8 protein-coding genes are annotated in these 14221 nt (G+C 71.0%); 3 read left to right on the top strand and 5 right to left on the bottom strand.

Annotated features, from left to right (window positions below):
- Nucleotides 1-6: 6 nt before the first annotated feature.
- Nucleotides 7-2595, bottom strand: a complete 2589-nt coding sequence (locus tag WDZ95_RS02775; protein ID WP_425776096.1) for a circularly permuted type 2 ATP-grasp protein — start codon at nt 2593-2595, stop codon at nt 7-9.
- Between the two features lie 34 nt (nt 2596-2629).
- Entirely contained in the window at nt 2630-6079 is a 3450-nt protein-coding gene (locus WDZ95_RS02770; RefSeq protein ID WP_425776095.1) for a DUF2126 domain-containing protein, read from the bottom strand.
- Between the two features lie 212 nt (nt 6080-6291).
- Between WDZ95_RS02770 and WDZ95_RS02765 the strand changes: the two genes are divergently transcribed.
- From WDZ95_RS02765 to WDZ95_RS02755, 3 genes are read left to right on the top strand one after another with little or no spacing between them, the layout of a single operon-like run.
- Nucleotides 6292-8721 (top strand): DNA internalization-related competence protein ComEC/Rec2, encoded by a 2430-nt coding sequence (locus tag WDZ95_RS02765; protein WP_425776094.1) that lies wholly within the window; start codon nt 6292-6294, stop codon nt 8719-8721.
- Nucleotides 8718-10160 carry a circularly permuted type 2 ATP-grasp protein gene (locus tag WDZ95_RS02760; RefSeq protein WP_425776093.1) on the top strand — a complete coding sequence of 481 codons (1443 nt, stop codon included), beginning with the start codon at nt 8718-8720 and terminating at the stop codon, nt 10158-10160. Before WDZ95_RS02765 ends, WDZ95_RS02760 begins: the two co-directional genes overlap by 4 nt.
- Before the next feature lie 17 nt (nt 10161-10177).
- Nucleotides 10178-11137 (top strand): alpha-E domain-containing protein, encoded by a 960-nt coding sequence (locus tag WDZ95_RS02755; RefSeq protein ID WP_166227150.1) that lies wholly within the window; start codon nt 10178-10180, stop codon nt 11135-11137.
- 33 nt (nt 11138-11170) lie between these two features.
- Here the strand turns inward: WDZ95_RS02755 and WDZ95_RS02750 are convergent, their stop codons facing one another.
- The 3 genes from WDZ95_RS02750 to mltB all read right to left on the bottom strand — a co-directional run bounded on the left by WDZ95_RS02750 (nt 11171) and on the right by mltB (nt 14208).
- A complete protein-coding gene (locus tag WDZ95_RS02750; RefSeq protein WP_425776092.1) occupies nt 11171-12484 on the bottom strand; it encodes a hypothetical protein in 1314 nt (437 codons plus the stop codon).
- 99 nt (nt 12485-12583) lie between these two features.
- Nucleotides 12584-13042, bottom strand: a complete 459-nt coding sequence (locus WDZ95_RS02745) for a type III secretion system chaperone (protein ID WP_425776091.1) — start codon at nt 13040-13042, stop codon at nt 12584-12586.
- Between the two features lie 92 nt (nt 13043-13134).
- Nucleotides 13135-14208, bottom strand: a complete 1074-nt coding sequence (gene mltB / locus WDZ95_RS02740; protein ID WP_425776090.1) for a lytic murein transglycosylase B — start codon at nt 14206-14208, stop codon at nt 13135-13137.
- Nucleotides 14209-14221 lie beyond the last annotated feature (13 nt).

The raw sequence follows: 14221 nt of genomic DNA, 5'->3' as shown, positions 1-14221 counted from the left end.
GCTCCCTCAGGCGCTCAGGCTCTGGCTGCGGCGGTCGGCGTGGCTGAAGTGCAGCCGCGCGATGGCCTCCGACAGGTCCATGGCCGCGATCTCGCAATCGGCCAGCACGCTGGCGAGCGCGCTCCAGCGGCGCTGGCCGTCGCCGTCGCGCTGCCAGTGGCTGAGTTCGGTGAGCGACCAGTGCGCGGGGTCGGGCAGTTCGCGCGCGAACTCGGCGTCTTGCGGCGCCACGTTCTGCCCCAGGCGCGCGAGGCGCGCGCGCAGGGTCTTGACCACCCAGGCCAGCGAGCGCGGGTTGTCGGGGTCGAGCACCAGCAGGTCGATCAGCGCGACCATGTCGCGGCGCTGCTGGTACTGCGCGTGGAAGGTGATGGTGGAGTCGAACAGCGCCACCATGGCCTCGAAGCCCGCAGGCTCGTGCAGGCTGCCGGTTTCCAGGCCCAGCGCGAGCGCGCGCGACAGCGTGATCAGTCGCTCGATGTGGCGGCCCACGGACAAGAGCCGCCAGCCGTCGTCGCGCACCATGCGGTCGGTCTGCGAGCCGGTGATGGCGGCGAGCATCTCGCTGGCCTCCTGCAGCATGGACTGCGCGTCGCCCGTGGCGTACTCGGCTTCTTCGGCGAGCTGCGCGGCCGAGCCCATGAAGCCCGCGTGCGTGAGCTCGATGAGCTTCCAGTGCTCGCGCGAGAGCCGCTCGCGCACCTGTGAGGCCGCGGCCTTGAGCGCGCCCAGGTTGAAGCCCACGCTGAACGAGCTGCCGGCCTGCGGGTCGTGCGGCGGCGGCGCGAGGTTGGCCATGAGGCAGCGCGCGAACACGCGCGACGACTGCGTGGCATCGGGCGCGTCGGGCAACACCAGCGCGTTCTCGCGCGCCACGGCCGACAGCCAGGCCAGCAGCGCGGGCGTGCCGGGCTCTTCGCCGTCGAGCTGGTCGAGCACGATCTCGGCCAGGCGCACGGTGTTTTCGGCGCGCTCGGTGTAGCGGCCGAGCCAGAACAGGTTCTCGGCGGCGCGGCTGGTCACGGGGCGCTTCTGCTGCGCGATGGCGAAGGTGCTGGGCTGGCTTTGCGTGAGCGTGGCGTGGTCGACCGGGCCGTCGGTGAGCACCCAGCAATCGGCGCTGCTGCCGCCGCGCTGCATGGCGGCCACGAGCTGCCCGCGCGGGGCCAGCCGCACCAGGCCGCCCGGCAGCACGTGCCACGAACCCGTGCCGTCGGCGAGCGCGAACACGCGCAGCAGCGTGGAGCGCGGCAGGATGCGTTCGCCGTCCCAGGTGGGCGTTTGCGACAGCGGCAGCCAGGACTGCACGGTGTAGTCCTCGGGCCGGCGCGCCATGCGGCCCGACCACTCGTCGAGCTCGCGCGCGCCCAGGGCCTGGCCGATCGCGGTGTCCAGGCCCGAGCGCGGGTAGGTGGGCTTGATCACGCCGCCCTTGAGCAGCGGCAACACGCTGCGCAGGGCCGCGTCTTCGCCGCACCACCAGGTGGCCAGCGAGGGCATGGCCAGCGGCTCACCGAGCAGGTGCTCGCTGATGGCGGGCAAAAAGCCGAGCAGGGCGCTCGATTCGAGCGGCGCGGAGCCGGGCGCGTTGGCCAGCACGAGGTTGCCCGCCCGCAGCGCCTGCAGCAGGCCGGGCACGCCCAGGGTGGAGTCGGCGCGCAGCTCGAGCGGGTCGAGCCATTCGTCGTCGAGGCGCTTGATCAGCGCGTGCACCGGTTCGAGCCCGCCCAGCGTCTTGAGGAACACGCGCTGGTCGCGCACCGTGAGGTCGTTGCCCTCGACCAGCATGAGACCGAGGTAGCGCGCGAGGTAGGCGTGCTCGAAGTAGGTTTCGTTGTAGGGGCCGGGCGTGAGCAGCGCGATGCGCGCGTTCTCGCCTTCGGGCGCGATGGCCTTGATGCCGTCCATGAGCGCGCGGTAGCTCGCGGCCAGGCGCTGCACGCGCAGCCCCGTGAAGGCCTTGGGAAACTGGCGCGCGATGGCGATGCGGTTCTCGAGCAGGTAGCCCAGGCCCGAGGGTGCCTGGGTGCGCTGGCCCACCACCCACCAGCGGCCGTCGGGACCGTGTGCGAGGTCGAAGCCCACGATGTGCAGCCAGGTGCCACCGGCCGGGCGCACGCCCTGCATGGCGCGCAGGTAGCCCGGGTGGCCCTGCACCAGCGCCGCGGGCAGCAGCGCGCGCTTGAGCAGTTCGCGCGGGCCGTAGAGGTCGGCCATCATGGCGTTGAGCAGGCGCGCGCGCTGGCGCACGCCGGCCTCGATCTGCGCCCAGTCGGCCGGGCCCACGAGCATGGGGAAGAGGTCGAGCGACCAGGGGCGTTGCAGCCCGCCTTCGTCGGCGTAGACGTTGTAGGTGACGCCGTTGTCGCGGATCTGGCGCTGCAGGTTCTCGGCGCGGCGGTTCAGGTCGGCCAGGCCTTCCTGGCCGATGTGCTCGAAGAAGTCGGCCCAGGGGGGGGCCAGGCCGTGCGGGCCGTCGCCGCGCAGTTCGTCGAGGTGGCCTGCGTCGGCGCGCATGGCCAGGGACTGCGCCCACTCGCCCGGTTGTTCGGGCAGCAGGGCGTCAAAGAGCGAATCGCCGGGATCTTGGTTCACGGCGCGCAGTATGCCCGGGCGCCCACGAACGCGATCAGCGTCTCATGTCCAGCGTGCACGGGAATTCACGGTTGACGGCCTCGGCCTGCACCTGCATCCGGCCGGGGGTGTGGTTCATCTGGAAGAAGCGCGCAAGGCGGCGGCTTTCGGCCTCGAAGGCGTTGATGGGGAAGGTGTCGTAGTTGCGTCCGCCCGGGTGCGCCACGTGGTAGCGGCAGCCGCCCAATGAGCGCTGCATCCAGGTGTCCACGATGTCGAAGGTGAGCGGCGCGTGCACGCCGATCGAGGGGTGCAGCGCCGAGGGCGGCGCCCAGGCCTTGTAGCGCACGCCGGCCACGTACTCGCCGGCCACGCCGGTGCTGTGCAGCGGCAGCACTCGGCCGTTGCAGGTGATGGCGTGGCGGCGGTCGGTCCAGCCGCGCACGTGCACCTCGAGCCGTTCGAGCGAGGAGTCGACGTAGCGCACGGTGCCGCCGATGGCGCCTTCTTCGCCCATCACGTGCCAGGGCTCGAGCGCGCTGCGCAGCGTGAGCTCGATGCCGCGCGCCGCGACCTCGCCGATCAGCGGGAAGCGGAACTCGAAATGCGGCGCGAACCAGGCCATGTCGAAGGCGTAGCCGAAGTCGCGCAGCTCGGCGATCACGTCTTCGAAGTCCAGGCGCAAATAGGTGGGCAGCAGCCAGCGGTCGTGCAGCTCGGTGCCCCAGCGCGCCAGCGGCGCCTTGTAGGGCTGCTGCCAGAAGCGCGCCACCAGCGCGCGCAGCAGCAACTGCTGGGCCACGCTCATGCGCGCGTGCGGCGGCATTTCGAAGGCGCGCAACTCGAGCAGGCCGAGGCGGCCCGTGGGGCCATCGGGCGAGTAGAGCTTGTCGATGCAGAACTCGCTGCGGTGGGTGTTGCCGGTGACGTCGACGAGGATGTTGCGCAGCGTGCGGTCGACGAACCAGGGCGGCACGTGGTCGCCGTAGATGCCTTTGGCGCGATCGAGTTGTTCGAGCGCAATCTCCAGCTCGTGCAGCTGGTCATTGCGCGCTTCGTCCACGCGTGGGGCCTGGCTGGTGGGGCCGATGAACAGGCCGCTGAACAGGTAGCTCAGCGAGGGGTGGTTGTGCCAGAAGCCGAGCAGGCTGCCGAGCAGGTCGGGACGGCGCAGGAAGGGCGAATCGGCCGGCGTGGCGCCGCCCAGCACGAAGTGGTTGCCGCCCCCGGTGCCGGTGTGGCGGCCGTCGGTCATGAACTTCTCGGCGCACAGGCGCGTCTGGTGCGCGGCCTCGTACAGGAATTCGGTGTGCTCCACCAGCTCGCCCCAGCTGTGCGCGGGGTGGATGTTGACTTCGATCACGCCCGGATCGGGCGTGACCTGTAGCACCTTCAGGCGCGGGTCGCGCGGCGGCGGATAGCCCTCGAGCACGATGGGCAGGTTCAGGCGTTCGGCCGTGTCTTCGACCGCGGCCAGCAGGTTCAGGTAGTCCTCGAGCCGCGCGAGCGGCGGCATGAACACGTAGAGGTGCTGGCGCTTGCCGCCCTCGGCCTTTTCGGCCTTGGGGCCGTTGGCGCGCTGCGGGTCGCGCGCCTCGACGCACAGGGCGGTGCGCGTGAGCCAGCCGGCGGATTCGCCGCGCTGCGGCGCGCGTGCCGTGCCGGCGCTGGCGGGGCCGGTGCCGGCCTCCGTGTTCGGGCCGGTGCCGGCACCCGTGGCCGCGCCGGCCGTGCGCGGGTCCGAAGCCTCGAACCACGCGGCATCGGCCGAATCGCGCGACTGCTGGCGCCAGGGCGTGGCCGCCGGCAGCGGCGCGCGCGGCGTGAACGGGTCCTGTTCGATGTGGTAGGGGTAATCGCCCGCGCTCACCCAGGGCAGCGAGTCCAGCGGCAGGCGGTAGCCCATGGGCGAGTCGCCGGGCACCAGGTACATGCGCTCGTCGCGGAAGAACCAGGGGCCGGTGGACCACACCGTGCCGCCGAGCGCGGGGTTGCCCGCGTTGGCCTGCAGCGGCAGCACGTAACCCACCACGGCGTCCAGCCCCTGGTCGAACACGCGTCGCAGGCGCACGCGTTCGAGCTCGTCGGACAGCTTGCTGTCGAACGGGTCCACGTTGACCGGCAGGCGGCGCTCGCGCCACAGGTAGTACCAGGTGTCCTCGTGGCCGGCCGTGATGTAGCGCGAGGCGATGCCCAGGCGGCGCGCCAGCGCCTGCGTGAAGCGGCGCGCGTCGTCGCTGTTGTGGTGGGCCTCGTCGCGCTCGTCGGCCAGCAGCGCGGGGTTGTTCCAGCAGGGCTGGCCGTCGGCGCGCCAGAACACCGAGAGCGCCCAGCGCGGCAATTGCTCGCCCGGGTACCACTTGCCCTGGCCCATGTGCACGAAGCCGCCGTGGCCGTACTGCGCGCGCAGCCGGTCGAGCAGTTCGGTGGCGTAGCCGCGCTTGGTCGGGCCGAGCGCGTCGGTGTTCCATTCGGCGGCGTCGCGGTCGCCGGTGGCCACGTAGGTGGGCTCGCCGCCCTGCGTGAGGCGCACGTCGTGTTTGACCAGGTCGGCGTCCACCTGCTCGCCGAGCGCGAGCACCGCGGCCCACTGGTCGTCGGTGTAGGGCTTGGTCACGCGCGGCGACTCGTGGATGCGCGTGACCTGCATGTGGTGCTCGAACTGCACCTCGGCCTCGTCCATCAGGCCCTCGACGGGCGCGGCGCTGCCCGGCTGCGGCGTGCAGGCCAGCGGAATGTGGCCTTCGCCCGCGAGCAGGCCCGAGGTCGGGTCCAGGCCGATCCAGCCCGCGCCGGGCAGGAACACCTCGCACCAGGCGTGCAGGTCGGTGAAGTCCTGGCTCGGGCCGCTGGGGCCGTCGATGGCCTTCACGTCGGGCGTGAGCTGGATCAGGTAGCCCGAGACGAAGCGCGCCGCCAGGCCCAGGTGGCGCAGCAGCTGCACCAGCAGCCAGCCGCTGTCGCGGCACGAGCCGCGCTTGAGCTGCAGGGTCTGCTCGGGCGTCTGCACGCCGGGCTCCATGCGGATGGTGTAGGCGATGTCCTGCTGCAGCCGCTGGTTCAGGTGCACCAGGAAATCGACCGTGCGCTGCGGCGCGCGGTCGATGCCGTCGAGGTAGGCCTGCAGCAGCGGCGTGAGCGGCTCGGTGGCGAGGTAGGGCGCGAGCTCGGCGCGCTGGGCCTCGGCGTAGGCGAAGGGCACCTGTTCGGCGTGCGGCTCGAGGAAGAAGTCGAACGGGTTGTGCACCGCCATCTCGACCACCAAGTCCACCGTGATATTGAACTCGGTGGTGGGCTCGGGAAACACCAGCCGTGCCTGGTAGTTGGCGAATGGGTCCTGCTGCCAGTTGATGAAGTGGTTGGCCGGCTCGATGCGCTGCGAATACGAGAGCACCTTGGCCCGTGCGTGCGGCGCGGGGCGCAGGCGGATCACCTGCGGGCCCAGTCGCACCAGGCGGTCGTAGCGGTAGTGCGTGATGTGGCTCAGGGCGACGTGGATGGCCATGCAACGGGGCTTTCTGCGAGGGATCGGGGGCGCCGCGCGCCAGGGTGCGCGGCTGCGGGCCATGCTAGCAAGAGCTGCGCCACAACACCATGACGCTGGCGCGCCGGCGCAGGGCGGCCGCCGGAGCAATCGGCCTTGTGGCCGATGGCCCGGCCCACGTCCCTGCCCAAGCATGCGGGCCCCATGCCCTCAGACACCGCCGCCCCTTCCCCTTGCAAACCCTGACCCCCATCCCCTGGCGGGCGGGCTGGTGCCTGGCCGCCGGCGTGGCCGGCACCGCCCTGCAACTGCAGCAAGCGGCGCTGTGGCCGCTGCCCGTGTACCAGAGCCTGGTGCTCTGCGGGCTGCTGGCTTTGTGGCTGCGCTCCCGCGCGGCCTGGGCCTTCGCCGGCCTGGCGCTGGCCGTGGGCTGCACCGGCTGGCGCGCGCATGCGTTTCAGGCCGACGGGCTCGATGTGGCGCTCGAAGGCCGCGACATCGCGGTGGTGGGCCGCGTGGCCTCGCTGCCGCAGGCCGGGGCCACGGGCCTGCGCTTCGTGTTCGTGGTGGAGCGGGCGGCGCTCGCCGGCGTCGAGGTGCGGTTGCCGCCGCGCCTGCTGCTCGGCTGGTACCGTGCGGCCAGCGACGAGACCGAGCCGCCCGACCTGCGCGCAGGCGACCGCTGGGCCCTCGAGCTGCGCCTGAAGCGCCCGCACGGCGATGCCAACCCGAGCGGCTTCGACCGCGAGCGCTGGCTCTGGGAGCAGGGCATCGGCGCCACCGGCTCGGTGCGCCTGGGCCCGCGGGCGGCGCCGCCCCGGCGCCTGGGCACCACGCCCTGGCACCCGGTGGACCGCGCGCGGCAGGCCATTGCACAGGCCATCGCGCAGCGGGTGGGCGATCCGCGAAGCGCCGGGGTGATCGCGGCGCTCGCGGTGGGCGACCAGGCCGCAATCGACCGCGCCGACTGGGCACTGTACCGCGACACCGCCACCGCCCATGCGATGGCGATCTCGGGCGCGCACGTGACACTGTTCGCCTGGCTGGCGACCGTGCTCATCGCGGCGCTGTGGCGCGGCATCGGCCGCTGGTGGCCCGCACTGCCCATGCGCTGGCCCGCGAGCCACGCCGCGGCGGTGGGCGGCGTGCTGGCCGCCACGGCCTATGCGTTGCTCGCCGGCGGCGATGTGCCCGCGCAGCGCACCGTGCTCATGCTGGCGCTGGTCGTGGGGCTGCGCGTGACCGTGCGCCAATGGCCCTGGCCCGCCGTGTGGCTGCTCGCGATGGCGGCCGTGCTGGTGCTCGACCCCTGGGCGCTGCTGGACGCGGGGTTCTGGTTGAGCTTTCTGGCCGTGGCGCTGCTGTTCGCGGCCGACCCGGGCCGCCCTTCGCCGGCCGGCGCCCGCAGCCTGCCGCTGTGGCGCCGCGGCGGGCGTGCCGCCGCGCGCCTGTGGCGCGAGCAATGGCTGATGACGCTGGGCCTCGCGCCGCTGGGCCTGCTGCTGTTTGGCCAGTTCTCGCTGGTGGGCCTGCTCGCCAACCTGGTGGCCGTGCCCTGGGTGGGTTTCGTGGTCACGCCGCTGGCCTTGCTGGGCGTGTTGCTGCACCCGCTGTGGTCGCTGGCCGCGTGGGCGGTGGAGCTGCTCAATGCGCTGCTGCAGCCCATGGCCGCGTGGCCCTGGGCCGTGGTGCACCGCCCCGCCGTGCCCTTCTCGGCCGCGCTGGCCGCGGTGGCCGGCGGCGCCTTGCTGGTGATGCGGCTGCCCGGCGTGATGCGCCTTGCCGGCCTGCTGCTCATGGCCCCGGCCGGCCTGTACCAGCCGCCGCGCCCGCCGCCGGGCGCGTTCGAGGTGCTGGCCATCGACGTCGGGCAGGGCAGCGCGGTGCTGGTGCGAACGGCGCGGCACGCCCTGGTCTACGACAGCGGCCCGCGCTGGAGCCCGGAGGCCGACGCCGGCGAACGCACCGTGCTGCCGCTGCTGCGCGCCCTGGGCGTGCAGCCCGATCGGGTGGTGATCAGCCACCGCGACAGCGACCACGCCGGTGGCGCCGACGCCTTACGGCGCGCGTTCCCTGGGGCGGTGTGGCGTTCGTCGTTCGACGACGACCCGGCCTTGCGCTGCCGCGCGGGCGAGCGCTGGCATTGGGACGGCGTGGACTTCGAGCTGCTGCACCCCGACGACGCCACCTACGCCCGAGCGGGCGTGCCGACCAACGCGCTGTCGTGTGTGCTGCGCATCGCGGCCGGGGCCCAGGTGGCCTGGCTCACGGGCGACGTGCCCGCGGCGCAGGAAACGCGGCTGGCGCTGGCCCGCCCGCAGGAACGCGTGGCGCTGCTGCTCGCGCCCCACCACGGCAGCGCCAGCTCGTCGAGCCCGGTGCTGCTCAACACCCTGCGGCCGCGCTGGGTGGTGGTGCAGGCGGGCTACCGCAACCGCTACGGCCATCCGGCGCCGGCCGTGCTGGCGCGCTACGACGCGCGCGGCCTGGCCTGGGTGGACACGCCGCGCTGCGGCGCGGCCACCTGGCGCAGCGATGAACCCGAGGCCATGCGTTGCGAGCGCGAGCAGGCCGGGCGCTACTGGCAGCACCGCGAACCCCGCCCGCCCGTGGCGGCTGGCCCGGAGCTTGCTATCCTGCTGCCAGGAGCACAACAACCATGAGCCAACGACCGATGTTCGACGAGATGCACGCCTCGCCATCCGAAGTGCGTGAGCACTATCGGCAGTACGCACGCTGGCTGTCCGAGCAACCCGACGAGGTCATGGCCGCCCGCCGCGAAGAGGCCGAGATGATCTTCCGCCGCGTGGGCATCACCTTCGCGGTGTACGGCGCCAAGGACGAAGACGGCGCCGGCACCGAGCGTCTCATTCCCTTCGACCTGATCCCGCGCATCATCCCGGCCCACGAATGGCGCAGCATGGAAGAGGGCCTGGTGCAGCGCGTGGCCGCGCTCAACCGCTTCATCCACGACGTCTACCACGAGCAGGAGATCATCAAGGCCGGCGTGATCCCGGCCGACCAGATCCTGCAGAACGCGCAGTTCCGCCCCGAGATGATGGGCGTGGACGTGCCGCACCAGATCTACTCGCACATTGCGGGCATCGACATCGTGCGTGCGCCCAACGCCCAGGGCGAGGGCGAGTACTACGTGCTCGAAGACAACCTGCGCGTGCCCAGCGGCGTGAGCTACATGCTCGAAGACCGCAAGATGATGATGCGGCTGTTCCCCGAGCTGTTCGGCGAGAACCGCGTGGCGCCCGTGGCGCACTACCCCGACCTGCTGCTCGAGACACTGCGCTCGGTGAGCCCGGCCACCACGGCCGAGCCCACGGTGGTGGTGCTCACGCCCGGCATGTACAACAGCGCCTACTTCGAACACGCCTTTCTCGCACAGCAGATGGGCGTGGAACTGGTCGAGGGCCAGGACCTGTTCGTGAAGGACAACTTCGTCTACATGCGCACCACGCGTGGCCCGCGCCGGGTCGACGTGATCTACCGCCGCGTCGACGACGACTTTCTCGATCCGCTGGTGTTCCGGCCCACGTCCACGCTGGGCTGCGCGGGCCTGCTCGACGTGTACCGCAGCGGCAACGTGAGCATCTGCAACGGGGTGGGCACCGGCGTGGCCGACGACAAGTCGATCTATCCCTACGTGCCCAAGATGATCGAGTTCTACCTCGGTCAGAAACCCATCCTGGCCAATGTGCCCACCTTCATGGGCCGCAACCCCGAAGACCTCAAGTACATCCTGGCCCACCTGCCCGAGCTCGTGGTGAAGGAGGTGCACGGCGCGGGCGGCTACGGCATGCTGGTGGGGCCGGCCTCCACCAAGGCCGAGATCGAGGAGTTCCGCCAGGCCGTGATCGCCAAGCCCGAGGGCTACATCGCCCAGCCCACGCTGTCGCTGTCGACCTGCCCCACCTACGTGAAAAGCGGCGTGGCGCCCCGCCACATCGATCTGCGGCCCTTCGTGCTCTCGGGCAAGGAGGTGCAGCTGGTGCCCGGCGGCCTCACGCGCGTGGCGCTCAAGGAAGGTTCTCTGGTGGTCAACTCGTCGCAAGGCGGTGGCACGAAAGACACCTGGATCCTCGAAGACTGAACCCAAGGGAGACCCACATGCTGTCGCGCACCGCCGACCACCTCTTCTGGATGTCGCGCTACACCGAGCGCGCGGAGAACACCGCGCGCATGCTCGATGTCAACTACCAGACCTCGCTGCTGCCGCAATCGGCCGCGGTGGCGCAGGTGGGCTGGGAAGGCCTGCTGACCATCAGCGAGCTCATGCCTTCGTACCGCACCAAGTACGGCGAGGCCATCACGCCGCGCAACGTGCTCGACTTCATGGTGCGCGACGAGAACAACCCGTCGAGCATCGTGTCGTGCCTGCGCGCGGCACGCGAGAATGCGCGCGCGGTGCGCGGCGCGCTCACCACCGAGTTCTGGGAAACGCAGAACCAGACCTGGCTCGAGCTCACGCGCATGCTCAAGGGCAAGAACTTCGAGCGCGACCCGGGCGAGTTCTTCGAGTGGGTCAAGTTCCGCTCGCACCTCTCGCGCGGTGTGGCCATCGGCACCATGCTGCAGGACGAAGCGTTCCACTTTTACCGCATGGGCACTTTCCTCGAGCGCGCCGACAACACCGCGCGCCTGCTCGACGTGAAGTTCCACGCGGTGCACAGCGACTTCTACGGCGCGGCCAGCGAGCTCGACCAGGAGTACGACTTCTACCACTGGAGCGCGATCCTGCGCAGCGTGAGCGGCTTCGAGGTCTACCGCAAGGTGTACCGCGACGTGATCACGCCCGAGCGGGTGGCCGAGCTGCTGATCCTGCGCGCCGACATGCCGCGCAGCCTGGCCGCGAGCGTGAACGAGGTGGTGAACAACCTGGGCGTGGTGGCGCACGACAACAGCGCCGAAACACTGCGCCGTGCGGGCAAGCTCAAGGCCGAACTGCAGTACGGCCGCATCGACGAGATCCTGGCCACGGGCCTGCACGCCTACCTCACGCAGTTCCTCGACCGCGTGAACGAACTCGGCTGGCGCATCAGCCAGGACTTTCTGGTGCCAGCGGGGTGAGGCGCGGGGCCCGCCCAGGCCGGCGGAGTTCCCTCAGCGGCGCAGCGTCATGCCCAGCACCGTGAACGCGTTCCGGAGCGCGCTGCGTGCGGCGGGGCGGCTTTCCGCGGGCAAGGCCCTCACGAGTTCGTTCTCGGTCGGCAGGTACTGGGCTTCGGCCTGCAGAAGCGCCAGCTGCTTTTCCATGGTGTCGTTCCTGGGCAGGCCGTCGGTCGTGCGCCGGGTCTCCAGTTCGTTCCAGTGCCGGGCCGCCTCAACGAGCTGGCTGGCGATCTCCGCGATGCAGGCGTCCTCGCCCTGAGGCATCTGGTCGGGCTGCCGATGCTGTTGGTGGAACCATTCGAGCGAACGCGTGAAGACCACCTCGGTGCTGTCCATGAACGCCCGCATCGTCGGGTGCAGGGCGTAGGTCGCGCTGGCGTCAGCCGCCGCATTCGCATGCGCGGCCGATGGGGCTTGCGCATTCAACGCCGGGGCATCGTGCGGCGCGCTGCCGACAGGGGTTCGGTTCTTCAGCGCCGTGCCGAGAAAGCCCAACACAGGATGCCTGGCCAGTTCGCCATCGACAGAAAAGATCAGGCCCAGGTTGGCGTGCATGGCGGCTGCCATCGCCGGCTCCCCGACGTTCACGACCTCGTTCACCGAGGAGGCCCAGTCCAGTTCAATGGTCTGGTGTGTGTCCTGCAAAGGGGCGCCTGCTGCCCACGCGTGGTCCAGCTCAGCCAGGGTGCTGCGGCAGGCGGTGGCCGACGCGCTGACCAGAACGCCTTTGAGCACATTCGCCAAGGCGTGGCGCTGATGCTGGCCTATCTGGTGGTCCACGGCCCTGGCGAAACCCTTGAGCAGGATGACCACATCCTTGCTCGCCACATCCGAGGTGCTCAGCGAGGCCAGTTGGCGCCTGAGCGCGCCGAGTTGTTCCGAGCGCATGGCTTCCAAGTGCGTGTAGAGCCGCGCGCTCACCAGGGCATCGGCATCGGTCCAACGCCCGTCTGACCGTGCGAGCAGCTTCTTCGCCGCGGCATCGCAGCGCTGGGCCTCGGCGACGATACGGCTCAGGTCCGCATCGTTGGCTTTGGCCGTCAGCATGGCGCCCAGAAGATCACCCATGCGATGGCTGCATTCGCGCAGCGACTCGCGCAGCTTGGCTTGCGTGCGAATGCCCTTGGGCGCCACGGCGTTGTACGCGCGCTGAGCCCCGTGCTTCGCGGACTTGACGGCACGTGCGAGCAGCGAACGGGGCTTGCCGCTCGATGTCACGCGGTAGCGTTGTGCGCCGCCCGTGGGCGCGTCATGGAAGGGCGTGCGGAGAAGCGCGTCGAACTGGGCTTTTGAGGCAGGGTGCATGAAGGCTCCGTCGTGCAGGGTTGCGGTGTCTGTCAGTGAAACGATCGAGGGGATCGTTCCCAACCGCGGATCAGACGGCGGCCCGTCATCGGCCCTGGCTCAGGCGCGCTCGATGAATTCGACCGGGCGCTGAAAGCTCGCCTGCGCCGCGGCATCGCCCGGCGTGGCCGCGAGGTCGGTGAAGCGCTCTTGCCAGGCCAGCGCGGCGTCCACGAAGCGGTCGATGCGCGAGGCGATGAGTTCGGCCGTCCAGCCGTGGTTGCCCACGTCGGTGCACAGCACGATCTCGCCGAATTCCGGGTCGATGGCGAGCGAGGCGCCGCCCGTTTCGGCGCCGAACAGGTTGGCCGTGAGCAGGCGCTCATAGACCGTCTCGCGGTGATCGGCGGGCAGCGCGCCCAAGGTGCAGTACACGTGCAGCAGGTGCCCGCTGCTGCGCTCGAAGTTCACGTCGATGCGGTCGTCCACGCGCAGGCGTGCGCAGCCGTTGGCATCGAACTGCAGGTCGGGGGCGTTGAAGGCGTTGGCGAGCGCCTGCAGGACTTGGTCGGGGTTCATGGGCCCTGCATTCGTAAGGCACCGCACCGCGGCGGTTCCTCATGCAAATGGCCGGATCGGCTTGAAGGAACAGCCTAAGCCCCGGGCCGCGCTCAGCGCGGCAGCGCCGCCTTCACCGCCTCGCCGAGCTCGATCACGGCCATGGCGTAGTAGCTGCTCCAGTTGTAGCGCGTGACCACGTAGAAGTTGTCGGTGCCGGCCACGTAGCTGGATGGCGCGCCCGCGTTCTGCAGCTCGATCAGCGCGAGCTTGCCCGGGTGCTGCAGCGCCTCGCCGTCCACGACCGCGCCTTTGGCGAGGAAGTTCTCGACACTGAAGCTGGGCAGGATGTCGGGCGCGAGCAGGGTCTCGAGGTCGAGCCGGGCCGGGTCGAAGCGCACCGGGTAGTGCGTGGGCATGCCGCTTTGCCAGCCGAAGGTCTTGAAGTAGTTCGCGACCGAGCCGATCACGTCGGCCGGGCTGTCGAAGAGGTCGATCCGGCCGTCGCCGTCGAAGTCGATCGCGTATTTCACCCAGCTGCTGGGCATGAACTGCGGCCAACCCATGGCGCCCGCGAAGCTGCCCAGCAGGCTGTGCGGGTCGATGCCGCCGCGCTGGCACAGGCTCAGCAGCTGTTCGAGCTCGTCGCGGAAGAAGGCGGTGCGCGCGGCCGCGCGCGGGTGCACGGCGGGGAAGTCGAAGGCCAGCGTGGTGATGGCGTCCATCACCTTGTGGGTGCCGGTGTGGCGGCCATACAGCGTTTCCACGCCGATCACGCCCACGATGAGGCTGGCGGGCACGCCGAACTCGGCCTCGGCGCGCGCCAGCGTGGCGCGGTTGTCCAGCCAGAAGCGCTGGCCCGCGGCGAGGCGGACGGGTTCGATGAAGCGCGCGCGGTAGGCGGCCCAGTTCTTGGGCACGCCCGCGGGCGGCGGCGTGACGCCGCGGATGGCGGCCTCGAGCCGACGCGCGCGGCCGATCTGCTCGCGCACCCACCCGGTGTCGAGGCCGCGGCGCTGGGCGAGATCGTCGGCGAAGGCCATGGCGGCCGGGTGGTCGCGGTAGAAGCGCTCGGGCGCGGCCTTGCGCGTGGCAGGGCGGGTTTTGGGTGGGCCCGAGGGGGCGGTGGACCAGGCGGGCGGCAGGCTCGCGGCGAACAGGGCGAGCGGGATCGATCGGCGTTTCATTGCCCCGATTTCA

Source organism: Hydrogenophaga sp. T2 (genome assembly GCF_049843535.1).
GTDB lineage: Bacteria > Pseudomonadota > Gammaproteobacteria > Burkholderiales > Burkholderiaceae_C > Hydrogenophaga > Hydrogenophaga crocea.
Note: the sequence above shows the minus strand (reverse complement) of the source record. Positions and strands in the feature narration are given on the sequence as shown.